The sequence below is a fragment of the Cellulosimicrobium marinum genome (genome assembly GCF_020551945.1).
Taxonomy (GTDB): Bacteria; Actinomycetota; Actinomycetes; order Actinomycetales; family Cellulomonadaceae; genus Cellulosimicrobium; species Cellulosimicrobium marinum.
The window spans coordinates 14,068-40,038 of record NZ_JAJBZH010000002.1 but is presented as its reverse complement, the minus strand read 5'-3'; the positions used below and the strand labels follow the sequence as shown (position 1 = coordinate 40,038).

Sequence of the window (25,971 nt, the reverse complement as noted above, 5' to 3'; positions counted from 1 at the left end):
GCCGGTCGCGCGCCCGCGGAGCCGGTCCGTCGCCGGTGCGGTGGCAGGGACGCTGGTGCTCGCGGCGGGGCTGACGGCCGTCCCGGTCGCCGCGCCGTGGGTGCCCGAGTCGGCGGCGGTTCCGGGCAGCCCGGGCGTCATGGAGGCACCGCGGGTCTTCTTCGTCGAGACGTTCGAGAACGTCACGTGGCAGGAGCCCGACGAAGCGGGCCCGGGGTCGAACGGGAACGACTGGGACGCCGGGGACTACGTCCAGACGCTCACCCCGTTCCCCGTCGGCGCGAACGGCTCGGAGGCGAACTACCAGCCCGGCTACGTCAACGCCGACGGCGTCACGACGTACACGGCCGACTCCGACTGGGCGGCGGGCAACTACTGCAACGGGATCATCGTGTCCGCGCACGGCACCGTCTCCTACCAGGCGAACACCTTCGACTCCCCCCGGCCGCAGTTCTGGCCCGACCCGCTCCTCAACCCGTCGGACGGATGCATCCCGACGGGCACCCAGCCCGACAACGCGTGGTGGAACCGGCTGCGGTCGATGGCGCGCGCGATGGGCGAGTGGCACGCCACCCCCCGGTACCCGTACCTCGGGAGCGTCCCGGCAGACACGCCCGCGACGAACCACCTCGTCTCGTCGTACACCAACGTGGGGACGGGGCAGACGATCGAGCCCGGCTCGATGCTCGAGCTCGCTCAGCCGCTGGCCGTGGACCCGGGGCGCTACTTCCAGTTCTCGATCGACGTGGCCTCGCAGAGCTGCAACGTGGCCGGGGCGGTGGGCGCCGAGCCGCAGTTCCTCATCACGCAGGCCGACGGATCCACGACGTCCGCGTTCAGCGCCCCGGTCGACACGTGCGTGGTCCCGCGCGACGCGCCCTACGGCCTGGTGGTCCCGGCGGCGTCGGCGACGAACCAGACGCGCCAGACGCGCGTCGGAACCTGGATCGGCGACATCGCCGTGCGGTCCACGGGTGACTCGATCGGCGTGCGGATCGTCAACGAGCAGGGGTCCGGCACGGGCAACGACACCGCGTTCGACAACCTCCTGGTCCTCGACACGACCCCGAAGCTCGACAAGGAGTTCTCCTCCGGGCTGCACGTCGTCGGGTCGGTCGCGACCCTGACGTTCACGGTCACCAACACGTACGACCTCATCGCGGGCCAGGGCACGCCGTCCGGTCCCAAGGAAGACTTCTCCTTCACCGACGTGTTCGCCGACGACGACCTGGTCCTCACGGGGGACGCCTCCACGACGTGCGGGGACGGGGTCGTGACCGCGGACGCCGGGACGGGCACCGTCGCGCTCACCGGCGGCGATCTCGTCGCGCCGAACCTCGCGAGCTGCACGGTGACGGTCGGCGTGACGTCCGACGTCCCGGGGACGTACACCAACGGTCCGGACGACCTCACCGAGCTGGTGGGACTCGACCCCCCGGGGACCACCGACGTGACCTTCGAGCCGCTCGACCCGCCGCAGTGCCCAGCCGCGGCGCAGCTTTGGCAGTTCGTCGGCTCCCCGCCTACGACGGTCTACGACGTCGACCTCGTCACCGGCGGGTACGTCGACCGGGGGAAGGTCCCGCAGTACGGGGTCAACGCCGTCGGGTACAACCCGGTGGACGGGTTCGCGTACGGCGCGCTCGTCGCCGGACAGTCGTCGAACCCGCCCGAGCTGATCCGGACGTCGCCCGACCTGCAGGCGCAGACGAACCTCGGGCAGCCGGGCTTCTCCGGCGTCGGCTTCGGGCCGGGGAACCTCGTCTCGACGGAGTTCAACATCGGCGACGTCTCACCGGACGGCGTGTGGTACGGATCGACGAGCCAGGGCGGGCCGGCGTCGTGGATCGCGGTGGACGTGGACCCCGTGTCGCCGACGTTCATGCAGGTCCTCGCCGGAGACACGTCGTACTCGACCCCCGCGGCGAACCTCGTCTCCGGTGCGGACTGGTCCTACTACGACGGCCGGCTCTACTCGGTCGGCTACAACGCGAACCAGAACCCGCGCGCCACCGTGCTCTTCTCGCTCGACCCGAGCACCGGGACGGCGAACATGCAGGCGCTCGCGGGGTACGGCGCGATCGCCGCGCCGAACGGGGTCAACCCGTCGAACCAGCCCGGCGCGGGCGCGGCCTGGGGGGCGACGTACCTCGACGACGCGGGGTACCTCTACGCGTCGAACAACGGCACTGGGCAGATCTGGCGCTTCGACCTGGACGCTCCCGCGCGGCCGCCCACATTCTTCGCGTACGGCCCGGCCTCGACGGGGAACGACGGGTCGCGGTGCCCGGGACCGGTGCCGGTCGACCTCGGTGACGCCCCGGCGTCGTACGGCACGACCTTCGGCGCGGACGGTGCACGGCACGGGGTCGCGGGGTACGTGAGCGCGACGCAGACCGCCCCGCTCATGCTGGGGACGCGGGTCGACGCGGAGGACGACGGCGCGCCCTCCCCCGGCGCGGACGGGGACGACGGCGCGGGCGTGGACGACGAGGACGGGCTCGCCGGCCCGTCCACCGCGCTGGTGGGCGAGCCACTGGTCCGTGACGTCACGGCGACGAACGACACGGCCACCGACGCGACGCTCGTCGCGTGGTTCGACGCCGACCTCGACGGGACGTTCGACCCGGACGAGGCGAGCGCCGCGGTGACCGTCCCCGCAGGCAGCGGCACGGACGTGTACCCCGTGACCCTGCCCGCCCCCGACGCCGAGGGCGACACGTTCGTCCGGCTGCGGCTCTTCGCCGGGGCGAACCCGGGTCCGCAGCCCGTCGGCGCGTGGGACGGCGGCGAGGTCGAGGACCACGCCGTCGAGGTCGTCGACCTGCCGCTCGACCTCGGCGACGCACCGGACTCGTACGGGACGCTCCTCGCGTCGGACGGCGCGCGGCACGCCGTCGTCGACCACGACGCGGCGTCGAGCACGGCACCGCTCATGCTCGGGGACGCGAACACGGTGGACACGGAGTCCGACGGCGCGCCCTCCGCGGGCGCGGACGGGGACGACCTGGCCGGGGTGGACGACGAGGGTGCGGTCGCCGGGCCCGTGACGGCCGAGATCGGCGAAGACCTCGTGGTCGACGTCGTCGCGACGAACGACTCGACCACCGACGCGACTCTCGTGGCGTGGCTCGACGCCGACCTGGACGGCGCGTTCGGCGCGGACGAGGCGAGCGCCGCGGTCACGGTACCGGCGGCCAGCGGATCGGCGACGTACCCGGTGACGGTGCCCGCACCCGGCGTGCTGGGCGACTCCTACCTGCGCGTGCGGCTGTTCGCCGGCGCGAACGCCGACCCGCAGCCGACGGGCGCGTGGACGGGCGGCGAGGTCGAGGACCACGTCGTCACCGTCGTGGAGCGCGAGCTCACCGTGGCGAAGACGTCCGACGCGGGCCCGACGGCACAGCCGGGCAACGTGGTGGAGTACGCGATCACCGTCGAGAACACCGGGGGCGTCGACTACACGGCGAGCGACCCGGCGTCGGTCACGGACGACCTGGCGGATGTGCTCGACGACGCGACGTACGGCGACGACGCGACCGTCGACCCGGACCGTGGTGCCGTCGACGTCGTCGGGACGACCCTGACGTGGGAGGGGCCGCTCGCCGTGGGCGAGTCGGTGACGATCACGTACACGGTGACGGTCGACGACCCGCCCGGCGGGGACGGCGTCCTGAGCAACACGGTCGTGGCGCCGGGGTCCACGTGCGACCCCGACGTCGAGCCCGCAGACCCCGCGTGCACGGTGACGACACCGGTGCGGTCGCTCGCGATCGAGAAGACGTCCGAGCCGGTGACGACGCTCGTCCCCGGGCAGGTCATCCAGTACTCCTTCACCGTGGAGAACACGGGCGGGTACGACTACACCCTCGCCGACCCGGCCGTCGTGGACGACGACCTCGCGGCCGTGCTCGACGACGCGCAGTACGGGGGCGACGCGACGGTCGTCCCCGCGCAGGGCACGGTGTCGTACGCGGACGGGACGCTCACCTGGTCCGGTCCCCTCGCGGCAGGCGAGTCGGTGACGGTCACGTACTCGGTGACGGTCGACGACCCGGTCACGGGGGACAGCGTGCTGCGCAACGTCGTCGAGGGGCCGCCCGAGTCGACCTGCGCCCCGGGCGACGACCCGGTCGACCCGGACTGCGTCGTCGTGCTCCCCGCGCCGGGCCTCGGGATCGTCAAGACGGCCGAGCCGTCGTCCGACCCGCTCCTGCCGGGCGGCACGGTGTCGTACACGGTCGAGGTGACGAACACCGGCGCGACGGACTACACCGACGACGCGCCCGCGGAGGTCACGGACGACCTGGCGGGCGTGCTCGACGACGCGGGCTACGACGGTGGCGCGACCGTCGACCCCGACCAGGGCACCCTGGACGTGACGGGGACCGAGCTGCGCTGGTTCGGCCCCCTCGGGGCCGGGGAGACGGTGACGCTCACCTACTCGGTGACGGTGGACGACCCGCCGGGCGGTGACGGCGTGCTCACGAACGCGGTCCTCGGGCCGCCCGAGTCGAACTGTGCCCCCGGGTCGACGGACCCGGGCTGCGCGACGACGACACCGGTCCGGTGGCTGGAGATCGCGAAGACGTCCGACGCGCCCGCGGCGCTCCTGCCGGGCGACACGATCACGTACACCGTCGAGGTGACCAACCCGAGCACCGTCGCGTACCCCGCGGACGACCCCGTGACGGTCACCGACGACCTCGCGGGCGTCGTCGACGACGGCACGCTCGACGAGAACTCGTTCACCGCGTCGTCGGACTCCGGCGGGACGCCCCCGCTCCCGACCTGGGCACCGACCACGCTGACCTGGTCCGGCCCCGTGGCCGCCGGGGAGACCGTCACGCTCACCTACGCGGTGACGGTGGGCGACCCGCTGCCCGAGGACGGGGACGCCGTGCTCACCAACGCGGTCACCGGCCCGCCGGAGTCGACGTGCCCCGACGGCGACGACCCCGCCGACCCCGTGTGCTCGACCACCACCCCGGTCCGGGCGGTACAGATCGTCAAGACCGCGGGCTCCCTGGGCGACGTGGTGCCGGGGAGCACCGTGACGTACACGCTGGACGTGACGAACACCGGGGGCGTCGACTACACGGACCCGGGCAGCCTCCTCACCGTGTCCGACGACCTGACCGAGGTGCTGGACGACGCGACCGTCGCCCCGGGCTCGATCGTCGTGGAGCCGGACCAGGGAGAGGCGACGTTCACGGACCCGACCCTCACGTGGACCGGTCCGCTCGCGATCGGGGAGACCGTGACGATCACGTACGCGGTGACGGTCGACGACCCGCTGCCCGACGACGGCGACGGCGTCCTCACCAACGCCGTCACGGGTCCCCCGGAGTCGAACTGCGACGAGGACGCCGACCCGGCGGACCCGGACTGCTCGACCACCACGCCGGTGCGCTCCCTCGGGATCGTCAAGACCTCCAGGGCGACCGGCGCCGTGCTCCCGGGCGACGAGGTCACCTACACGATCGAGGTCACCAACACGGGCGGGACCGACTACACGTTCCTCGACCCCGCCGTCGTGTCCGACGACCTGGGCGACGTGCTCGACGACGCGACGTTCGGGACCGTCACGACCGACCCGTCCCCGCCGGACGCGGAGTTCGACGCCGACACGGAGGCGATCACCTGGTCCGGGGCCCTCGCGGCCGGGGCGACGGTGACGATCACGTACACGGTGACCGTCGACGCGCCGCTCTCCGGCGACGGCCTGCTCGACAACACGGTCGTCGGCCCGCCGGAGTCCCCGTGCGACCCCGCGCAGCTCCCGGCCGACCCGGGCTGCACGGTCACTCTCCCGGTGCGCGCGGTGGAGGTCGTCAAGTCCGTCGAGCCCGCGGACGGGGTGCCGCTCGGCGACGAGGTGACCTACACCGTGGAGATCACGAACACGGGACAGGCCGCCTACACCGACCCGGACTCGCTCCTCACGGTGACCGACGACCTGTCCGCCGTGCTCGACGACGCGACGTGGGACGGGGACGTGACGGTCGAGCCGGACCAGGGCGAGGCGTCGTTCACGGCGCCCGACCTCACCTGGACCGGCCCGCTCGCCGTCGACGAGACCGTGACGCTCACCTACACGCTCACCGTGACCGACCCCCTCTCGGGAGACGGCACCCTGACGAACGCGGTCGTCGGCCCGCCCGAGTCCACCTGCCCCGAGGACGCCGACCCGGTCGACCCGGGCTGCACGACCGAGGTCCCCGTACTCGAACCGGGGCTGGGCCTCACCAAGACGTCGGACGCCGGCGACACCGTCCTCCCGGGCGACACCGTGACGTACACCGTCACGGTCGAGAACACCGGCGAGGTCGACTACACGGCCGACGCCCCGGCGTCGTTCACCGACGACCTGGCGGACGTGCTCGACGACGCCGCGTTCGAGGACGGCTCGGTCGTCGTGGCACCGGACCAGGGCACGGCCGCTCGCGACGGCGACGCGCTCTCCTGGTCCGGCCCGCTCGCCGTCGGCGACACCGTGACGGTCACCTACTCCGTGACCGTCGGCGCCCCCCTGCCGGAGGGCGGCGACGGCGTCCTCACCAACACCGTGACCGGCCCGCCGGAGTCCTCGTGCGTCGCCGGCACGGAGGAGGGCTGCACCGTGACCGACCCGGTGCGCCAGCTCGACCTCGTCAAGGAGAAGGTGTCCCCGGACGAGGACGACATCACGCCCGGCGAGGTGCTCACGTACGCCGTGACGGTCACCAACACCGGAGGCTTCGACTACACCGAGGACGACCCGGCGACCTGGGACGACGACCTCTCCGGCGTGCTCGACGACGCCACGTACGCCGGCGACGCGACCGCCACCCCCGACCAGGGGGCGGTGACGGACGACGGCAGCACGCTGCGCTGGTCCGGCCCGCTCGCGGTGGGCGAGTCGGTGACGGTCACCTACACGGTGCAGGTGAACGACCCGCTGAGCGGCGACGGCGTGCTGGGCAACGTCGTGACCGGGCCGCCCGAGTCCACCTGCGCCGACCCGTCCGCACCCGGCTGCACCGTCGTGGTGCCCTCGCGGCAGCTCGAGGTCACGAAGACGGCCGAGCCCGACGGGCCCGTGGTCCCGGGCGGAACGGTGACGTACACCGTCACGGTGACGAACCTGTCGCAGGCGCCCTACACGCAGGAGTTTCCCGCCGCGGTGATCGACGACCTCACGGGCGTCCTCGACGACGCCGCGTACGGCGGTGACGCCCGCGTCGAGCCCGACGGCGGCACGCTGGTGTGGGCCGCGCCGCGGCTGGTGTGGGTGGGGCCGCTCGCAGGCGGCGAGTCGGTGGAGATCACCTACTCGGTGACGGTGGACGACCCGGTCACCGGGGACGGCGTGCTCGACAACGTCGTGTTCGAGCCGCCGGCACCGCCGACCTGCGCGGACGGCACCTGCGGGCCGACCCTCCCGCCCACCCCGCCGTGCGTCGACGGCGTGGACCCGGACACCGGCAGGCCGTGCGCCGGCACACGGACGCCGGTGGGCGCGCTCACGATCGAGAAGTCCGTGACGACGCAGGGCGGCGAGGACTGGGCGGGCCCGACACAGGACGTCACCTACACGGTCACCGTGACGAACACGGGCGCGGCGGACTACGCGGCATCGGCCCCGGCCGTCGTGAGCGACGACCTGTCCGACGTGCTCGACGACGCGACGCTCGACGCGGCGTCGGTCGGGGTCGCGCCCGACCAGGGCGCCGTCGCCGTGGACGGTACGACGCTCACCTGGACCGGTCCGCTCGCCGTCGGCGCGTCGGTGACGATCACCTACACGGTCACCGTCACGGACACGGTCTCCGGCGACGGCGACCTCGTCAACGTCGTCACCGGGCCGCCGGAGTCCACGTGCGCCGACGGCAGCGACGAGGGCTGCACCACCACCACGCCGGTCCGGGCGCTGGAGATCGTCAAGACCTCCGACGCGGGCGACGAGGTGCAGCCGGGTGACGTGGTCGCCTACACGGTGGTCGTCACGAACACCGGGACGTTCGTCTACACGGACGACGACCCGGCGGAGGTCACCGACGACCTGTCGGCCGTCCTCGACGACGCAGCGTGGAACGACGACGCGGCGGCCGCCCCGGACGTCGGTGCGGTCGCGTTCGCGGAGCCGGAGCTCACGTGGTCGGGACCGCTGGACCCGGGCGCCGACGTCACCCTGACCTACTCGGTCACGGTGAACGCCCCCGCCACCGGCGACGGGCAGCTCGACAACGTGGTGACCGGACCGCCGGAGTCCACGTGCGCCGTCGACCCGTCGATGAGCCCCGTGGGGATGTCCGCAGCTGCTGCCGTCCCGCTGCCGACCCTGCTGGCCTCCGTGAACCCGGACTGCTCGACCACCGTCCCGGTCGTCGTGCCGCCCGCGGCCCCGCCCGTCGAACCGGCTCTGCCCGTCGAACCGGGGCCGGGAACCACGCCGCAGGGTTCGCTGCCGCAGACCGGCGGGCAGTGGAACGGCCTCGTGGCGACCGCGCTCGTCCTGATCCTGCTCGGCGGGCTGCTGGCCGGCACGCGCCTGCGGTCCGCGCGACGGGACACCTGACAGGCCCGCGCTGCGGGCGACGACGACCCCTGCCGGGGCGACCGGCCGGGCCGAGGAGGACACCGCATGAGCGACGACGGAGCGACGATGCTGTCCGACCGCGCGGTCGGCACCGCCCGGAGGCTGTGGGGCCTGGTCTACCTGCGGGCAGCGGCGTACCTCGTCGTGGGGGTGGTGCTGTTCGTCCGCCCCGACGACGGGCTGCGCTGGCTGCGGTGGCTGCTCGCGCTCGTGATCTTCGTGCAGGGCGTCATCCTCGCCCTCGAGGGCAGCCCCGGCCGCGGACGGCGGTCGGGTGGGTCCGGGTCCCGGTCCGCGGACGACGACGGCGTGGGCTGGCGGCTCGTCGCGGGGATCGTGAGCGTCGTCGCGGCGGTGCTCATCGCCGTGTGGCCCTCGATGAGCGGGCCGCTGCTGTTCCGTGTCGTGGGGATCTGGGCGTGCGTCGCCGGTGTGATCGGCGTCCTCGGGGCGTTGCGCGCACGCCGCTCGCGCACCCCCGGGTGGGACTGGCAGCTCGCGAACGCCGTGCTGTGGCTCGTGCTCGGCGTCGTCCTGCTCGCCCGGCCCACCGACTCCTGGACGACCGCGGCGCTCCTCGTCGCGCTGTACCTCGTGGTCGCCGGGGTCGTGCTCCTCGTCGGGGCGTTCGCCACCAGCACGGCGGTGAGCGACCGCCGTCGGGCGGAGACCGAGACCGCCCCGCCGGAGCCGGACGTCCCGGCGACCTGACGGGCGCCGACCGGACACCGACCGGGCGGTGCGCGGTCAGGCGGCGCTCGCCAGGCCCGCCGCGTCGAACCCGAGCGTGGCCAGCACGCCGAACGCGGTGCCCCACAGCGTGATCGAGATGATCTGCCAGAGCACGACGCGGTTGCGCGGCGCCCCGAACGACACCATCGCCGCCGACGTGATCTGGCTGGGCAGGATCGTCTGGCCGAGCAGGCTCACGCCCGGGACGCCGTACCGCTCGAACGCGCGGCGCAGCTTTGTGCGGCGCGGCGACTCCTCGCGCGGCGCCCGGGCGACGCGACCGCGGACCGCGCTCGCCCCGTAGACGAGGACGACCATGCACAGGATGTTGCCCAGCACGGCGGCCCCGATCGCGACCGGCGTGGGGAGACCCGCGAGCACGCCGATCACCGACCCGAAGTACGACTCGACGAACGGGATCGCGCCGGCCAGCATGACGCCCACCCACTGCAGGAACGGAGGGAGGCTCTCGGTGAAGTCCTGCAGGCTCTCGATCATGGGGCCCTCCTGGGCGCTCGCGGTGCGGTCGTCGTGCTGCCGGCCCGTGCCGACAGGACGATCCTTCCGCCCGGGAGTCGCCGCAGGCCGTGCCCGGTGTCACCGGCTTCCGGGGGTCCGTCACGGGTGAGGCATGACGGATGTCATGCGTGGCGTCGCGGCGACGGCGCGGGGCGGCGTCGGTACGCTCCGAGGAGGGTCGTCGGCGCGAAGGGGCGGTGCGATGGTTCCGGAGATCAACTACTGGGCGGTGCTCGCCGCCACGGCGTCGAGCATGCTCGTCGGGTCGGTCTGGTACACGCCGAAGGTGTTCGGCACGTACTGGATGCGCGTCGCGAAGGTGGACCCGTCCGGGGAGGGGCGGGACGCCGTCGGGCCGATCGTGGTCACGGTCGTGGTGAGCTTCGTGACGGCGTGGGTGCTCGCGGGGGCGACGTACCTCGCCTGGTCGTTCTACGGCGGCGGCTACCTGGTCAACGCCCTGCTCACCGCCGTGGTGCTGTGGGCGGGCTTCACGGCCGCGCGGTTCGTCACGCACGACGCGTTCGAGGGCCGCCCGGCGGGCCTGACCGTGTTGAACGTCGCGCACGAGCTCGTCACGCTGCTCGTCATGGGGCTGCTCGTCGGGCTCATCACGCCCGCCGGGGTGTGACGGTCAGGCGGCGAGCCCGACCTCCTGGGGTGCGGGCTCGTCGTCGGTCACGGCGACGGACCCGACGACCGACCCGACGACGACCGCACCCGTGAGGTTCCCCGCGATCAGCAGGGGCTCCGGCGCCGCGACGGGCTCGACGGTACGACGGCGCGCGCGACGTGCCCGCACGATGAGCACGACCGCCTGCACGCCGATGACGATCCACACGAGGTTGGCGAACACGGACGGCCACACGCCGTTCGCCGCGGCGACGAGACCCATGAGTCCGGCCGCGGTGAGGTTGGTGAGCTGGAAGGGCGCGGACGACGCGGACCAGCGGCCGCGGGTGACCTGCGCGTACGCGACGACGCCGGCGGCGGCGCCGACCCAACCGAGGATCATGACGAAGGTGTCGAGGGTGACAGGCACAGCGGGCTCCGGGAAGCGACGAAGGGGTGGAGGGGTTTTCCGCGGCGCTGCGGAGGCTGTGCGCTCCGGGCTCGTGGCTGGTGGCGCGGGGTGGTGCAAGCTCTGGCGCCGACCCGTAGGAGGAGGAAACCGATCGGCGCCACGACCAGTGTGGGGCTCTCTGACGTTCAGCACAATCGAATCTTCCTTGAGTGGGCGTTTAGTATGTCTACATGGCCACGGACCCACGCAGGCTTGCCTTCCTCCTTGCCGTCCACCGGGGCGGAGGTGTGCTCGCGGCCGCGGATCTCCTACGAGTGACCCCGTCCGCCGTGTCCCAGCAGATCCAGCGACTCGAGGCCGAGGAGGGCGTCACCGTCCTCGACCGCGGCCCCCGCGGCGTGACGCTCACCCCCGCCGGCCGCGTGCTCGCCGACGTCGCCGAACGCATCGAGACCGAGCTCGTCGAAGCACGCAAGGAGCTCGCCGCACTCGGCGACGAGGTCACCGGCCGCGTCGCCGTCGGCGCGTTCCAGTCCGCCATCCGCTCCGTCGTCGCCCCCGTCGCGCAACGCCTCGCCGAGACCGCCCCCGGCATCGACCTCGACGTCCAGGAACGCGAACCCGCCGAGGCACTGCGCCTCCTGCGCGGCGGCGACCTCGACGTCGTCCTCCTCGAGCGCGACTTCGAGGCCGCCGAGAACCCCGCGCCCCGCGGGACCCACGAGGTCGTGCTCCTCGAAGAGCCTTGGCGCCTCGTCGTCCCCGCCTCCATGCCCACCCCCGCACGTCTCGACGACGTGCGCGACGCCGTCTGGCTCGGACCCCAGCCCGACACCGCCGCCGCCCGCGCGCTGCGCCGTCTCTCCCAGGGCCTCGGCGGGCTGAGCACCCGCCACCTCTACTACGACTTCGACGTCGCCCTGTCCCTCGTCGCCGCCGGGCTCGGCGTTGCCATGCTGCCCGCGCTCGCCGTCGAGGGCGGCGCCTCCGACGAGGTGCCCGACGGCGTCACCGTCGTCGGCCTGCCCGGCCTCGGCTCCCGGCGGCTCGTCGCACGCCACCGCGCCACCCGGCACGAACCCCGCCCCGCCGTCAGCGCGGTGCTCGACGAGATGGTCGACGCCGCCGCCGAGATCGCGTTCGCCTGACGGCGACGCCACCGCGACGTACGCTGCCCCGATGGACGTGGCCGTGATCGGCGCGACGGGGGACGTCGGCCGCCAGGTGTGCACCCAGCTCGTCGAACGGCAGGTGCTGCCGCCGACGTCGCGGCTCCAGCTCGTCGGGCGCGCGGGCGGAGCGTCCGCCCGCGCCGTGCACGGGCTGCGCGCCGACCTCGTGGACGCCTACGACGAGCACGCCCCGTTGCTCGACGTGGCGCACTCCCCCGCCGACGTCGCCGCCGACGTCATCGTCGTCGCGGCGGGGCTCACCGCACCCGCCCGCACGGGAGCCGACCCGGACCGCCGGGCGCTCGCCGCGACGAACCACGCCGTGCTCGCCGAGCACGCCGACGCGATCGCCCGCCACGGTTCGGGCCACGAGGTCGTCATCGTCGTGACCAACCCCGTCGAGCTCGGCGTGGCCGTCATGGCGGAACGCCTCGGCCGGCACCGCGTCGTGGGGATGGGGGCGTGGCTCGACACGCTGCGCTTCCGCCGCGAGGTCGCCGTGGAGCTGGGCGTGCGACGGCACCGCGTCGGCGGCTTCGTCGCCGGGCAGCACGGCGAGGACGCTGTCCCCCTGTGGTCGACGGTCCGCGTGAGCGGGCTCGACGCCGCCGAGCGCCGCCGCGCCGTCGAGGCCCTGCGCCGCGGCCGGACCCTCGACGCCCTGCCCGCGGAGATCGCGGCCGCGAAGCGCGAGCTCGCCGCGACGGCGGCACGGGACGTCGGCGCCGCCTTCGACCTCATCGACTCCTGGCCCGCCGACCTGCGCACCGTCGCGCGCCCGTGGATGACGCACCAGTCCGGCGCCAAGACACCGGCGGGCACGGCGAGCGCGACCGTCGACCTCGTCGACACCATCCTCGACGGCCGCGAGATCGTCGTCGCCGGACAGGTCGCGCTCGACGGCGAGGTCGCCCTGCCCGACGCCGACGGCCGACCCGCCCCCCACCGGGGCGTCCTCGGCGTGCCGCTCGTGCTCGGACCCGAGGGCTGGACGCGCGTCCTCCTCGACCCCCTGCCCGACGACGAGGCGCGCCGCCTCGCGGAGGCGGCGGACGGCGTCGGGCAGCTGCTCACCGCGACCACCGCCACCCCACCGGACCCCGCGGGTGCTGCGCCGACGGCCGGGGGCGCGGCGGCGGCCACGGGCGACGGGGAGGGCGAGCTCTCCTGGGTGGCGAGCGTGCACGGCCTCGACCGGCCGGGCACCCTCACCGCGCTGACGAGCGTGTTCTCCACGCGCGGCGTGAGCTTCGACGCCCTGCGCACCACCCCGGCCGACGACGGCGGGCGGGTCGGGCGGATCGACGTCGCCTTCAGCGCGACCGAGCGGCGCACCCGGTCGCTGGAGCGGGCCGTCGGCCGGCTCGCGACGGTGCGCTCCGTCGTCGTGCGCCGCGCCTGACCTCGCTCACGTGCCCGGGGCAAAAGGTGTGATGACCGCATAATGGATGCATTGCTGACAAACGTCTCATCTTGAGCTAGTTTGCGAGCACGGGGGTCAAATCAACCTTGCTGCTCCCCCCGTCATGTCGTCCGGTCCACGGGGGCTCCGCGCCGATCGCGCGTCCCGAGGCTCGCACCGGACCGCTGGTGGTCGAACACCCGTCGACCGTTCTCCAGCTCGTCACGACGTGCCATGTGCACCTCGCTGACGCAGGCACGTGCACTGCGGCGATCTCGAGGCCGAGATCGCCCGCCCACGAGCGAGGACACCGAACGACCTCGCGGTCGACGCGCCCAGGAAGGGTCAAGATGCGACTGTCGTCAGTACCGGTCCCCGCGGAGGTGCGCGCCGCACGAGAGCGGGCGGCTGCCCGCGGCTTCGAGGCGTCGAGCGGTGACGTCCTGGGGGCGATCCTCGCCACCCTCGCCGCCGCAGTCCCGCCGGGTGGTCGGATCCTCGAGATCGGAACCGGGTGCGGCGCCGGTACGGCATGGCTGACCGCCGGACTGACAGGCCGGACGGACGTCCGTGTCGTCACCCTAGAGGCCGACACGGACCTCGCCCAGGAGACCGCCGCGCACGTCGCCGACGTGGTCGACGTGCTCCCCGAGGCGGTGGAGGACTGCTGGGAGACCATCGGGACGTTCGACCTGGTGTTCGCGGACGCGGAAGGCGGCAAGTGGACCCAGTTCCGTCGTACTCGCGACCTCGTCCGACCCGGGGGAGTCCTCGTCCTCGACGACCTCGACGAGCTGCGCTACACGGAGGACGACCACCGGCGCACGGTCGTCGCGATCGTCGACGAGATCCGACACGACGCCAGGTTCGTCGAGACGACGATCCCCGTGGAGACCGGGCTTCTCGTCGCCGTGCGCCGGTACGACTCCCCTGGGGCGGCCTGATGTACCTCCCGCCTCTGCCCGGCGCCGGCCCGGAAGCCGTCCCCGCGTCGCTGGACGTCTCCCGCGCGCTCGACCACCACCGGACCATGACCCTGATCCGGGTCTTCGAGGAACGGCTCCTCGAGCTCCGCTCCGACGGCGAGATCGTGGGCCCGGTCCACCCCTATGTCGGCGAGGAAGCCGTCGCCGTGGGGACGTGCAGCGTTCTCGAGGAGCGCGACTCGATCGTCTCCAACTATCGCGGCCACGGTCACGCCATCGCACGAGGAGTCGGCCTCGAGCCCCTTCTCGCAGAGCTCTTCGGGAAGGCGTCGGGACTGTGCGGCGGCAAGGCCGCGGCGCTCGTCTCCTCACGTGCGCACAACCTCCTGCTGTCCAGCGGGATCATCGGAGCCGGGGTCCCGGTCGCTGCCGGGGCCGCGCTCGCGAGCCAGGTCAGAGGTGATTCGTCCGTCGCGGTGGCCTTCATCGGGGACGGCTCGCTCGGGGCCGGACAGGTCCACGAGGCGCTCAACCTCGCCTCGGTGCAGCGCCTGCCCCTGGTGGTCGTCTGCGAGCACAACGGGTACCAGGGGGGCATCCGCACGGAGGAGGTGTTCCCGTCCCGGTCGCTCCTCGCGATCCCCCGAGCGCACGGGATCGACTCCTCCGAGGTCGACGGGTGCGACGTGCTGGCCGTCACGGACGCCCTGCGCCACGCCGTCCACCGCGCACGGGACGGCGGTGGCCCGTCCTTCGTCCAGGCATGGACCTACCTGGCGCGGTTCCACCTGCAGTTCGACGCGCCGCCGCGAGAGGAGCGTCCCGCCGCGGAGAAGGCCGCCTGGGACGCGAACGACCCGATCGCGACGCTGGAGTCCCGGCTCCGTGCCGCCGGAGTGGACGACGCGCCGCTCCGGACCGCCTGGGACGACGCCGGGCGGCGTGTCGAGGACGCGGTCCGCCACGCTCGGGACGCGCCCTGGCCCGATGCCGACCAGGTCACGACGCACGTGTTCGGAGGTACCCGGTGAACGAGCTCGCCCTGCTCGACGTCGTCGTCGAAGAGGAGATGGCGGCGTCGGACGACATGGTCTTCATCGCCACGAGCGCTCCTGCACGCCTGCGTGCACGCTTCGGTGACCGTGTGCGCGTCTGCGCCATCTCCGAACCGGCGATGGTCGGCATGGCCGTGGGTGCGGCCATGAGCGGCCTGCGGCCGCTGGTCGACCTCAACCGTGCCTCGTTCCTCATGCTCGTGATGGACCAGCTGGTGAATCACGCTGGACGGTTGTCGTACCTGACCGACGGCGCGTACTCCGTCCCGATGGTCCTGACGATGACGTCCCGCGGCCCGCAGCAGCTCGGCCCCCAGAACGAGCAGTGCCCGTACGGGCTGCTCATGCAGGTCCCGGGTGTCGCGGTCGTGACCCCGGGCTCGCAGGAGGACGCCTGCGGGCTGCTGCGCAGCGCACTGTCCTGGCCCGGGCCGGTCGCCTACTTCGCGGCTCCCTCCCTGGCCCGCTCGTCGGGGTGGGGCAGCGCGATCGCGGCGCGTCCCGTCCCGTTCGGGCAGGCACGCCGGGTCACGGAAGGCGACGACGCGACGATCCTCGCCATCGGCGGTGCGGTGGCCGTGGCGGCCGAGGCGGCAGCGGAGCTGGCGTCGGTGGGCGTGCGGTGCGACGTCGTCGACCCGCGCACCCTCGTCCCCTTCGACGTCGAGACCGTCCGTGAGTCGGTCCTGCGCACGGGTCGTCTCGTCGTCGTCGACGACGGCCCCCGCTCTGGCGCCCCGGCGCAGATCCTCGGCAGACTTCTCGAGCAGCCCAGTGTCGGGGAGCGGCTGTGCGGACGGATCCGGGTCGTCTCGTGCCCCGACGTGCCCGTGCCGTCGTCGCCCGCGCTCGAACGTCACGTGTGGCCGACGTCGGACGCGGTCGTCGACGCCGTCCGGGAACTGTCGTGACCGGGGGCGGGCTGACTCTCCCGCACGGAGCGCAGGCACAGGCACACGGAACGGCGGCCGGACGACTGAGCGGCGGCTCGGCGTTCAGCGTCTCCGTGCGTGCGGCGGCCCTGGTCGGTCGCGGACGGGACGTCGTGCGCCTTGAACGAGGCGAGCCCGCACGGGAGCCCGCCCCCGCCCTGATCGAGGCGCTTCGGGACGCCGCGCTCGCCGGCCCGCACGGGTACACGGACGCCCCGGGCGACCTCGCGGTCCGCGAGACGGTCGCGGGTGCGCTCGCCGCCGCGCCGGGACGGGCAGCCGACCCGACGCAGGTGCTCCTCGTCCCGGGGAGCAACCTCGTGCTGCACCTGACCCTGCTCGCCCTCGTCGGCCCGGGCGACGAGGTGCTCGTTCCGGACCCCGGGTTCCCCGTCTACGCGGAGCTCGTCCGACTCGTCGGGGGTGTCGTCGTGGGCTACGACCCGTGCCGCGCACTCCACCAGGTGAGCAGCCGGACGCGCATGATCGTCGTGAACCAGCCGGGCAACCCGACCGGCGGCGCCCTCGCCCCGGACACCGCGAGGTCGATCGTCGACGCCTCCGAGCGCCTCGGCGCCTACGTCCTGCGCGACGAGGCCTACCGCGTCTTCGGGGGGCGGGCGAGCCTCCGCTCCGGACGCATCCTCGACGAGGTCGCCGAGGACCGCACGATCCTCATGGAGACGCTGTCCAAGAGCCACGCGCTGTGCGGTTGGCGCCTCGGCATCGGGATCCTGCCGCGCTCGCTGGTCGACGACGTCGCACGCATCGCCGTGAACACCCACTGCTGCATGCCGACGATGCTGCAACGGGTCGTCGCCCGGGCCATGGTGTCCGCCGAGGTCAGGGCATGGGTCCGGACGCACGTGGCCGACCAGTCGGACCGTCTCGACCGTGCGGCAGGTGCACTCGCCGGCGTCACCGGGGCCCGCGTGGTCCGCCCCGACGGCGGCCTCTACCTCTTCCCGGACATCACCGGCACGGGCCTCGGGGACGTCGAGCTCGCCGACCGCCTGCTCGACAGGGCGGGTGTCGCCGTCGTGCCGGGATCCACGTTCGGACCGCGCGGGACCGGCCACGTCAGGATCGCCACGTCAGCACCCCTCCCGGAGCTCGACGAAGGCCTCAGACGATTCACGACCTACCTGGAGATGGGATGTCCCTAGCGATCGACGCACGTCGCCCGTCACGGCTCAGCGTTCTCGACGAGAGCCCGTCGTTCGGCGACGGGCTCACCCTCGTATCGGCGGACAACGCGAGCGTCGTGCTGCGTACCCCGGACCAGGACGAGCTCGTCGTCACCGACCTGATGTCGTCCTACGCCAGCACGAACTTCGGCCACGGCAACCCCGAGATCGCGACCGCCTCGACGACGTCGTCGGACCTCGTGGCACCCTTCCGGACGAGTGCGGCCGAGGACGTCGCGCACTGGCTCTGCGCGCGGCTCGACGAGTCGCGCGACCGGCGGGTGCTCTTCCAGATCGGAGGGAGCTTCGCCGTGGCCACGGCCGTGTCTCTCGCCCGTCGCCATCGACCCGGCAAGGTCGTCGTGGTCACGGGTGCCTTCCACGGACTCGGAGTGGACACCGGGGCCTTCTCGTCCGTCCAGCGCGAGTACGCGCTCCAGGACACGGGATTCCAGTCGTTGGTCGCCCACGAGGTGGTCCGGCTCGACCCGGGCGTCGTCCCGACCGACTGGAGCGACGTCTCGTGCTTCCTGTACGAACCGGTCCAGGGAGCGAGCGGGTACGTACCGCTGGACCGGGAGTGGCTCCGGGCCGTGAGCACCGCCGCCCGGACCGCGGGCGTGGTGCTCATCGCGGACGAGATCCAGAGCGGGTACTTCCGCCACGGGCACCTCAGCCTCTCCGCGGCCTGGGGCCTGGACCCGGACGTGGTCCTCTTCGCCAAGTCGCTGACCAACGGGATGTATCCCCTCTCGGCGGTCGTCTACGACGCGTCGATCGAGGAACGACACGCCGGACCACGTCTGGCGCACACGTTCCAGACGGGGACGCTCGGACCGGCTGCGGCCCTCCAGGTGGCCCGCTTCGTCGACAGTCACGACGTCGAGGCGATGTGCCGACGGGTCGCGACGTCGCTGCGACTGGTCGCGCGCGTCCTCGAGGACGAGGGCAGGGCGGCCGAGATCCACGTTCCAGGGCCGTCGCTCTCCTTCCGGCCCGTCGGACGAACGGGTCAGGAGGTCGCTCGTCGTGCCCTCGAGCTCGGGGTGCTGGTGTTTCCCGGTGGGGCGCGCGGCGAACGCGTCCGCGTGGCACCGCCCCTCACCATCCCGGACGACCAGCTCCGTGCAGGACTGGACACGCTCCGCCATGCCATCCGCTGAACAACGAGAAAGAGGCTGCGAACCGTGACGAAGAACGAATTCTACGAGCAGATGCGTGCTTTCCTCCGTGAGGTGCAGACCGAGGGAGGCGGTGCCGTCCCGGAGCGCATCGACGAGGACGACAACCTCTTCGACCTCGGGCTGGTGACCTCGTTCACGATGATCCGCATGATCGTCTTCGTGGAGCAGATCACGGGAACCCCGATCGACCTGGGAGAGCACGAGCTCGAGGTGTTCTACACGTTGCGCGGGCTCTACCGCATCGCGGTCGAGGAGCGGGTCGCACCGTGAGCGGGGCGCTCGTTCCGGCGACCGCCGTCGAGGTGAGGGACGCCTTCGCACGGACCGCCGTCGCGCAGATGGCGGACGCCGCGCCGGACCTGGTGAGACGGGTCGACCTGCCGCTCGTGGCCAGGAACGGGCGAGAGCGTCTCTGCGGTCCTGCCTTCCCGGTGGTGACCGACGACGACATGCTCCCGTGTCTCCAGGGTCTCGCGGCGTGCCCCCCCGGCGCAGTGCTCGTGATCGTCAACCGCGTGCGGCCGTCGGAAGCTCTCGTGGGTGACATCTTCCTCACGTCGGCCGAGATCCAGGGCCTGGCGGGAGTCGTGGTGGACGGTGCCGTGCGTGACGTCGAGGAGCTGCGCACGATCGACGTGCCGGTCCTCTCCACGGAGGTGACGTTCGCGTCCGCGCGGACGACCGACCGGAAGGCCGACGAGGTCCCGTGCGCCACGGAGCTGGGCGGGACGCTCGTGACGAGCGAGGACTGGATCTTCGCCGACCCGGACGGGGTCGCCGTGGTCCACGGGTCGACCGTCCGGGCTGTGCTCGTCGCAGCCGGTGTGCTGCGGCAGCGCGAGGACGGGCTCCGGGACGCGATCAGGTCTCGCGGGCAGTCCCTCGCCGAGCTCACCTCTCTCGACGGGTTCCTCGAGGGGACGGGGGCGCTCGGTTATGTCCCCTGACGGTGGCGCGACCACGCTGCGCGACCGCGGGCCGGGAACGGCGACGTCGGTACCGGACCCGGACGGCCCGCCGTACGTCGTCGACCTCGACGACGAGCGGTTCCGCCGCGACCCGTGGCCCGCCTACGCCTGGTACCGGGAGAACGATCCCGTCGCGTGGTCGGAGCCGCTGAGCTCGCACGTCGCCTTCGGCTACGAGCACGTGCGTACGGTCCTCACGTCGCCGAAGTTCACCGTCGTCCATCCTTTCCGGGCGAGCAGACGGGCGTTCGGGCCGTCGATGCTCGACCAGGAGGGCACCCGTCACACGGTCCCGCGATCAGAGGTGAGCAAGGTCCTCCGGCCGCGCGCGGTCCGGGACCTGGCGCAGCGGATCGTCCCGCCGCTGGTGACGTCGGTGCTCGACGACGCCCTTGCCGAGGGCGACCCACGGCTCGCCGACCGGCTGGCCGAGCGTGTCCCCATGGCCGTCACCTGTCGGCTCCTCGGTCTCCCGGTGGAGGACGGTGACTGGCTGTGGGACGCCATGCGTGCGCTCGTCGCCTATGTCGACCACGAGCCGGTGCCGCTCGCGACGGTGGTGTCGCGGCGCGAGGAGCTCCGGGAGTACTTCGACGCACAGATCTCCGCAGGGCGGGGCAACGGCCACCTTCTCGCCGTCCTCGCGGAGGACGACCGCCTGGCGGGTGCCGACGTCGTGAACAACGCGATCCTCCTCCTGGCGGCAGGGACCGAGACGACGAGCGCGGCGATCACCACCCTGCTGCGTCGTGCGGTCCTGGAGCCGGACGCATGGGCGTCGCTGCGCGCCGATCGGAACGCCCTCGCGCCGTACGTCGAGGAGCACCTCAGGCACGAGCCGCCCCTGCACCTCACCCTGCGTTTCGCGGCCCAGCCGACGGAGCTGGGAGGCGTCGCGCTCGAGGAGGGCGCGCCCGTGCAGGTGTGCATGGCGAGCGCCAACCGCGATCCCGAGGTCTTCACGGACCCGGACGCGTTCCTGCCGCACAGGAGCTCTCGGATGCCGATGACGTTCGGGGCCGGTCGGCACGTCTGCCTGGGGATGGGGCTGGCCGCGGCCGAGCTCGAGATCGTCCTCGGTGCGGTGCTGGACCGGATCGAGGTGCCGAGCGTGGTCGGGGCCGTCCCCGCCGTGCAGGGCCGGACGTTCCGGCACGCCTCGGGACTCCGTCTCGACTACGGGGAGGCGGCGTCGTGACGGCCGAGCCCTTGCGGGTCGATGCGTGGTGGACGGCGCCAGGGCGTCTGGAACCCGACGAGCTGGCGGTCTTCCGTTCCCTGCTCCCCTACTGCTTCGAGGAGTCGGACGACTGGGTGCTCGACGACGTGGACGTCCCCTCCGTCGGGTACGTCGAGGGTGCGACGGCCGGGCTGCCGGAGAAGCTGGGCCGCGCCTTCGGGCGTTCGGTGTCGCGGCGAGGGGGGCCGAGCTCGGGGCTCCTCGACCTGTGGGACGTCCGGGCGCCCAGGTCCGGCGCGGACGTCAAGGACGCCGAGATCGGCCCCGGCCTCCGGGTAGGTGGTCACCTCCTCGCCCGCCTCGCCGCCGCCGTCGACACCGTCGCGCTGAACCTGGCGGACGAGCTCGGCGCCCACGAGGCCCTGGTCCCCCACCTGGTGCCCTGGGACACGATCCGTCGCGCGGGCTACGACCGGACCTTCCCGCAGCACCTGACGTCGTGCCACGTGGTGCGGCCCGACGTCGACGTGCTCGACAGGTTCGCGGACGGACGCGCCGACGTGGAGCGGGACATGGTTCCGGCGCCGGTGTGCGCCACACCCACCGTGTGCATGCCGCTCTTCGCGGACCTGGCGGACGCCGTCCTCGACGGGCCGCAGGTCGTGACCGCGCGCGGGATGTGCACACGCCACGAGGCGACGGTCAGCTCGACGCGACTCTGGTCCTTCGCCATGCGCGAGATCGTCTTCGTCGGCGACCGTGCCGGTGCGCGAGAGTTCAGGGACGTCGTGGCCGGCGCACTGGTGCAGCTCGCGACGGACCTCGGGCTGCCGGCACGGGTGGCGTCCGCGAGCGACCCGTTCTTCACCCGCTACCGGCCCGACCTCGCCGGGTATCAGGACGCCAGGTCGCTCAAGCTGGAGCTGTCCGGGCGCCTGCCGCAGACCGACGAGCCTCTCGCGATCGCCTCGGTCAACCTCCACGAGGAGCACTTCGGTCGTGCCTTCGGCATCACGCTGGCCGACGGGAGCCCTGCACACTCGGCCTGCGTCGGGTTCGGGCTGGACCGGTGGGCGCGATGGCTCTCGCACTACGTCGACGACGACCCCGAGCAGTGGCCCGCGGCGATCTCGCGCCGAACGGGTCCGGGGGTCGGAGCGCCGCGTGCCCGTGGGTGAGGACGCGGTGACGGCACCACCTCTCGACCACGGTCCGCCCGGAGAGCTGTTCGTCGAGCTCCCTCGGGTCGCGGGTGCCTCCGGTCCTCTGACCTGGGGCCAGCGCGCGATCCGTCGTTCCATCGTGTGGATGGGCGAGGGTGACCACTACTTCAACATGGGCATGACGGTCCCCGTCCCGCCAGGCCTCGGAGGCCACGACGTCGCCGCCGTCCTGGAGCGCCTCGTGGCGCGCCACGAGGGCCTGAGAACGCTGTTTCCCGGCTGGCCCCGGGGCGAGCGGCAGGTGCTCGTCGGCTCGGGCCGGGTACCTCTCGTCCGGGTGCGCGCGGAGCCGGGTACGTTCGTGGACCGGACCCAACGCCTCGCGGAGCTCCTGCGAGGGCCGAGGTTCGACCACGAGACGGACCTTCCCGTGCGCGCGGGCGTCGTCGAGGTCGACGGCGACGTGGTGCGGGTCGTGCTCGTCGCGTCGCACCTCGTCGTCGACGGGACGGCGTGGGAGGTGGTGCGCCACGACCTCGAGGCGATGATCGCCCAGGGCGGCACCGGTGCGTCGCTCGGCGACGCGGGCCCGTCCCCGCTGGAGATCGCCGACCTCGAAGCCGGGCCCCAGGGTGACGCACGGCACCTCGCCTCGATCGAACGCTGGCGGTCCGAGCTCGGGCGCCTGACCGACGTGTCGCGTCACGCCCTGACGTCGGCGGCACGGGTCGCGCCAGGAGCGTCCGCCGAGCGCTTCACCGGGATCCTGCTCGATGCCCCCCGAGCCAGTCGGGCGGCGGTGCTCGTCGCGCGGGCCGTCTCCCGCACCACTTCGGTGGTCCTGTTCGCCGCGATCGGGTGGACCCTGGCGCGGCGTCTCGGCCTCGCCGAGGTCCCCCTCCTCAACATCGTCGGCAACCGTGCCGACCCGCAGGTGCAGGGTGCGGTCGTCCCGATGGCCCAGAACGGTCTGGCCGTCGTGACCCCGGGGGCCTCCCTCGCCGCCGGCGAGGAGGGCACGAGGGCGTTCACCGACTACGTCAGGAGCGTGGGAGGTGCGGTCCTCCGTTCCCAGCTCGGCGCGTCGTACGACGTCGACCGGCTCGAGGCCGACGTCGCGGACCCTGTTCTGGACAGCCTCGGCTACTACTTCAACGATTCGCGTGCGGCCGGCTCCTGGCCGCACCTGCGGGATCGTTCGGACGCCGAGCTGCGCGCCGAGCTCGACAGCGGTGCCCTGGCCCGGCAGCAGGTCGTGGGCGCCTGGGCGCGGCTCGACCTCACGGCGTTCTTCACGGTGAGCCCGCACCCCGAGGACCTCCGCGTCCTGCTCCAGGTCGACACCGCCCGGATCGACCCGGACACGGCGGCAGGGATGCTCGACGACGTCTCCGACCTGCTGGAGCGCGTCGCGCGGTCGTGCCGCTCCCCCGGCTCCCGGCCGTGAGTGACGGACCGACCTGCGCGCCGCGTGACCGGGGACCGGGCCCGCCGTCAGACTCTGCCGACGGCATGGTCCACGGCGCGCACCCCGGGTGCGAGAGGCGTGCCGGAGCCTGCCGCGGCCTCACGCAGGACCTCCGACGGGACGACGGCGATCCCTGCGCCCACCAGCCCGATCCCCCTCGTGCGCGACACCACTCCGGTGAGGATCGCGATCCTCTCGCCGGCCTGCGCGAGCTGCGCGACGTCGATCCCCGTCGGGAGACCGCCTCGGCCCGGCACGCGGAAGCGCGTGCTCGTGCGTCTCGCGGAGACACGGGGACCGCGGGTGAAGGTCTCGACGTCGCTGGGGGTCAGACCCAGGGCGTCCGTCGTGCACGGACTGGCGTGCAGCGCCTGGGCGCCGAGTCCCGCTGCTTCGACCACGAACGAGTCGCCCAGCACCGGATGAGCCTCGGCAGGGTTGACCCGTGGGCCCAGGACGACACGTCCGACCGGTGCCGGCGCGACGAACCACCTGTCGCCACCGCCGACGGTGCGGATGCCGATCTCGCGACCGTTCGCGCCGATCGCGGTGAGCATGGTCGGGAACTCCGGGGAGACGCTCGACTCGACGAGGAGCCGCGCGGCCGGTCCCGTCGCACCGCCGAAGAGGTGCGGCTGCAGCTGCAGCCAGCGCGTGACCCGGACGGCGTCCGGTCCGGTCCGACCGTCGGCCAGGAGCGCGGCCAGGACGTGCGACGTGAGGAGGCTGCTCCCGGCGACCGTCCGTGCGTGGCCGTCGTCGCCTCGCCGGAGGGACTCCGTGAGAGCACGCGTGACGTTGAACGGCGACACCTGCAGCGCGCGGTCGAGGAGGGGCACGATCACCTCCGCCGTGTGACGGAGCCCGGCGACGACCGCCGGGTCGTCGCACCCGTGACGGAGCACGCGATCGCCCGGACGGTCGACCGGGCCGAGCGCGACTCTCCCGTCGGTGTCCTCGAGGATCAGCACGGGCATGGACGGGGACACGACGGAGCTCAGCGGGACCACGGTCCGCGACGCGTACCCGGGGACGAGCTCGACGGTGTCGGACCGGATCAGCTGCTCGGCAGCATGCCTCGAGGACGCCTCGCCCTCGAGCAGCAGGGCCGCCGTGAGCGCGGCCTTGACCGGTTCGGAAGCCTGCGAGGCGCGCACCGGTGGTCCGGCAGCAAGGTATCTCAGCCGACCGACCTGGTCGTCGTGGTCGCCCGCGCGGCCGGCGCGTCGCAGCCACACCTGGTGGCGGTCCCATCCTCTCCAGTCGGAGGTGGTCGGTTCGCCGTGCATGGAGCTCCCTCCATAAAGGGACTAATACACACAAAGTACCGTAAGACGCTATACATGGTGCATGGTGACCATCGGAGTCAAGACGCCACAGGAGAACCTGCGCTTCTCAGAGCTCCGCGACATGTGGATCGCGGCCGAGCAGATCCCCCGCGTGGAGCACCTCTGGCTCTACGACCACTTCGTCGCCCAGGGCGGGAGCGAGCACGGTGCGGTCCCGTGCCTCGACGCATGGGCGAGTCTCGCAGCGCTCGCAGCGGCGACGAGGCGTGCGACCCTCGGGATCCTTGTGTCCAGCGTGACGTACAGGTCCACGGCCGTACTCGCCGCGATGTCGGCGACGGTCAACGAGATCGCCGGTGGCAGGCTCGACCTCGGTCTGGGCGTCGGCTGGTCCGTACCGGAGCACGAGGCGTGGGGCATCGACTTCCCGGCCGCCGGCGACCGACTCGTGATGCTCGACGAGACGTGCGCAGCCCTCCGACTTCTCTTCGCGGGAGGCCCGGTCACCTTCGAAGGGCGGCACGTGCGACTCGACGGCGCGCAGGTACGTGGTGACGTGGCTCCCGCCCCGCGGCTCGTGCTTGGCGGGGCCGGCCCGCGGATGCTCGGGGTCATCGCCCGGCACGCCGACGTGTGGAACGTGGCCGGAGCTCACCTGCCGCGGCTGCGGGCGACACGGGAGGACCTCCTGGCGCGCTGCGAGGCCCTCGGCCGTTCCGCCGCCGAGATCACCGTCTCGGCCCAGGTGCATGCGGCGGTGGACGCCCCGGACGTGACGGCTGCATGGTGCGGGCGTGCGGTACGGTCCGGCGCGGAGCACCTGGTGCTCGAGCTGGACCGTGCTGCGACGGGGCGAGAGATGGAACGTCTGGTCGAGGCCGTGTGCCGCGTGCTCGACGACACCGCACCCGCCGCCGTCCACGCACCTGGCAGGCCGGTCGGCGACCACCTCCGTCGAGGTGCTGTCCGGGCGCGGCCCGCGCTCGGCCCGAGCGAGGGCGAGCACGGCGACGGCTAGAATGGGCGTACAACTGCAGTACAGCCGCTCGAACCGCGACGGGAGAGCCCCGCGCCACGGCCCCCGGGCCGGGCGTCGGCGCCGAAGGAGCAAACCCTCCCCGGGAATCTCTCAGGCCCACGTACCGTCACGGCGAGGCAACTCTGGAAAGCGGCCGCACGACGCCCGGCG

General features: G+C 73.1%; 19 protein-coding genes and 1 riboswitch. Of the genes, 16 read left to right on the top strand and 3 right to left on the bottom strand.

Annotated features, from left to right (window positions below; translation table 11 throughout):
* Window positions 1–40 precede the first annotated feature (40 nt).
* Both LGQ04_RS04005 and LGQ04_RS04000 read left to right on the top strand, forming a co-directional pair.
* Window positions 41–8,560 (top strand): DUF7927 domain-containing protein, encoded by an 8,520-nt coding sequence (locus LGQ04_RS04005; RefSeq protein WP_229242427.1) that lies wholly within the window; start codon window positions 41–43, stop codon window positions 8,558–8,560.
* Window positions 8,561–8,626: 66 nt separating this feature from the next.
* Window positions 8,627–9,292: a DUF308 domain-containing protein gene (locus LGQ04_RS04000; protein ID WP_229242426.1), complete on the top strand. Its 666-nt coding sequence runs from the start codon at window positions 8,627–8,629 to the stop codon at window positions 9,290–9,292.
* A gap of 36 nt (window positions 9,293–9,328) precedes the next feature.
* Here the strand turns inward: LGQ04_RS04000 and LGQ04_RS03995 are convergent, their stop codons facing one another.
* A complete protein-coding gene (locus LGQ04_RS03995; RefSeq protein WP_229242425.1) occupies window positions 9,329–9,811 on the bottom strand; it encodes a hypothetical protein in 483 nt (160 codons plus the stop codon).
* A 223-nt stretch (window positions 9,812–10,034) separates the two neighbouring features.
* On the opposite strand from LGQ04_RS03995, the gene LGQ04_RS03990 reads away from it, so the two are divergent.
* Window positions 10,035–10,463 (top strand): DUF1761 domain-containing protein, encoded by a 429-nt coding sequence (locus LGQ04_RS03990; RefSeq protein WP_229242424.1) that lies wholly within the window; start codon window positions 10,035–10,037, stop codon window positions 10,461–10,463.
* A 3-nt stretch (window positions 10,464–10,466) separates the two neighbouring features.
* Here LGQ04_RS03990 and LGQ04_RS03985 read toward each other — a convergent pair whose 3' ends face one another.
* Entirely contained in the window at window positions 10,467–10,847 is a 381-nt protein-coding gene (locus tag LGQ04_RS03985) for a CBU_0592 family membrane protein (RefSeq protein WP_229242423.1), read from the bottom strand.
* 239 nt (window positions 10,848–11,086) lie between these two features.
* On the opposite strand from LGQ04_RS03985, the gene LGQ04_RS03980 reads away from it, so the two are divergent.
* The 12 genes from LGQ04_RS03980 (at window position 11,087) to LGQ04_RS03925 (ending at window position 23,472) form a co-directional block, all read left to right on the top strand.
* Window positions 11,087–12,004, top strand: coding sequence for a LysR family transcriptional regulator (locus LGQ04_RS03980; RefSeq protein ID WP_229242422.1), 918 nt, complete (start codon window positions 11,087–11,089; stop codon window positions 12,002–12,004).
* A 31-nt stretch (window positions 12,005–12,035) separates the two neighbouring features.
* A complete protein-coding gene (locus tag LGQ04_RS03975) occupies window positions 12,036–13,430 on the top strand; it encodes a lactate/malate family dehydrogenase (protein ID WP_229242421.1) in 1,395 nt (464 codons plus the stop codon).
* A 350-nt stretch (window positions 13,431–13,780) separates the two neighbouring features.
* Window positions 13,781–14,374: an O-methyltransferase gene (locus tag LGQ04_RS03970; protein WP_229242420.1), complete on the top strand. Its 594-nt coding sequence runs from the start codon at window positions 13,781–13,783 to the stop codon at window positions 14,372–14,374.
* Window positions 14,374–15,387 (top strand): thiamine pyrophosphate-dependent dehydrogenase E1 component subunit alpha, encoded by a 1,014-nt coding sequence (locus LGQ04_RS03965; protein WP_229242419.1) that lies wholly within the window; start codon window positions 14,374–14,376, stop codon window positions 15,385–15,387. Before LGQ04_RS03970 ends, LGQ04_RS03965 begins: the two co-directional genes overlap by 1 nt.
* Entirely contained in the window at window positions 15,384–16,322 is a 939-nt protein-coding gene (locus LGQ04_RS03960; protein ID WP_229242418.1) for a transketolase C-terminal domain-containing protein, read from the top strand. The genes LGQ04_RS03965 and LGQ04_RS03960 overlap by 4 nt, the downstream gene beginning before the upstream one ends.
* Window positions 16,323–16,456: 134 nt before the next feature.
* Entirely contained in the window at window positions 16,457–17,509 is a 1,053-nt protein-coding gene (locus tag LGQ04_RS03955; RefSeq protein ID WP_229242417.1) for a pyridoxal phosphate-dependent aminotransferase, read from the top strand.
* Window positions 17,500–18,693 (top strand): aminotransferase class III-fold pyridoxal phosphate-dependent enzyme, encoded by a 1,194-nt coding sequence (locus LGQ04_RS03950; protein WP_229242416.1) that lies wholly within the window; start codon window positions 17,500–17,502, stop codon window positions 18,691–18,693. The genes LGQ04_RS03955 and LGQ04_RS03950 overlap by 10 nt, the downstream gene beginning before the upstream one ends.
* Window positions 18,694–18,717: 24 nt before the next feature.
* Window positions 18,718–18,984: an acyl carrier protein gene (locus LGQ04_RS03945; RefSeq protein WP_229242415.1), complete on the top strand. Its 267-nt coding sequence runs from the start codon at window positions 18,718–18,720 to the stop codon at window positions 18,982–18,984.
* A 68-nt stretch (window positions 18,985–19,052) separates the two neighbouring features.
* The gene (locus tag LGQ04_RS03940; RefSeq protein WP_267494406.1) at window positions 19,053–19,661 is read left to right on the top strand and encodes an RraA family protein; all 609 of its coding nucleotides are present in this window, start codon (window positions 19,053–19,055) and stop codon (window positions 19,659–19,661) included.
* The gene (locus tag LGQ04_RS03935) at window positions 19,651–20,880 is read left to right on the top strand and encodes a cytochrome P450 (protein WP_229242413.1); all 1,230 of its coding nucleotides are present in this window, start codon (window positions 19,651–19,653) and stop codon (window positions 20,878–20,880) included. Before LGQ04_RS03940 ends, LGQ04_RS03935 begins: the two co-directional genes overlap by 11 nt.
* A complete protein-coding gene (locus tag LGQ04_RS03930) occupies window positions 20,877–22,040 on the top strand; it encodes a class-II aminoacyl-tRNA synthetase family protein (protein ID WP_229242412.1) in 1,164 nt (387 codons plus the stop codon). The genes LGQ04_RS03935 and LGQ04_RS03930 overlap by 4 nt, the downstream gene beginning before the upstream one ends.
* Before the next feature lie 7 nt (window positions 22,041–22,047).
* Window positions 22,048–23,472 carry a condensation domain-containing protein gene (locus LGQ04_RS03925; protein WP_229242411.1) on the top strand — a complete coding sequence of 475 codons (1,425 nt, stop codon included), beginning with the start codon at window positions 22,048–22,050 and terminating at the stop codon, window positions 23,470–23,472.
* 47 nt (window positions 23,473–23,519) lie between these two features.
* Here the strand turns inward: LGQ04_RS03925 and LGQ04_RS03920 are convergent, their stop codons facing one another.
* A complete protein-coding gene (locus tag LGQ04_RS03920; RefSeq protein WP_229242410.1) occupies window positions 23,520–24,782 on the bottom strand; it encodes an oxamate carbamoyltransferase subunit AllG family protein in 1,263 nt (420 codons plus the stop codon).
* A gap of 61 nt (window positions 24,783–24,843) precedes the next feature.
* Between LGQ04_RS03920 and LGQ04_RS03915 the strand changes: the two genes are divergently transcribed.
* Window positions 24,844–25,800, top strand: a complete 957-nt coding sequence (locus LGQ04_RS03915; protein WP_229242409.1) for an LLM class flavin-dependent oxidoreductase — start codon at window positions 24,844–24,846, stop codon at window positions 25,798–25,800.
* Window positions 25,801–25,829: 29 nt separating this feature from the next.
* Window positions 25,830–25,937: riboswitch (glycine riboswitch) on the top strand.
* Window positions 25,938–25,971: the final 34 nt, after the last annotated feature.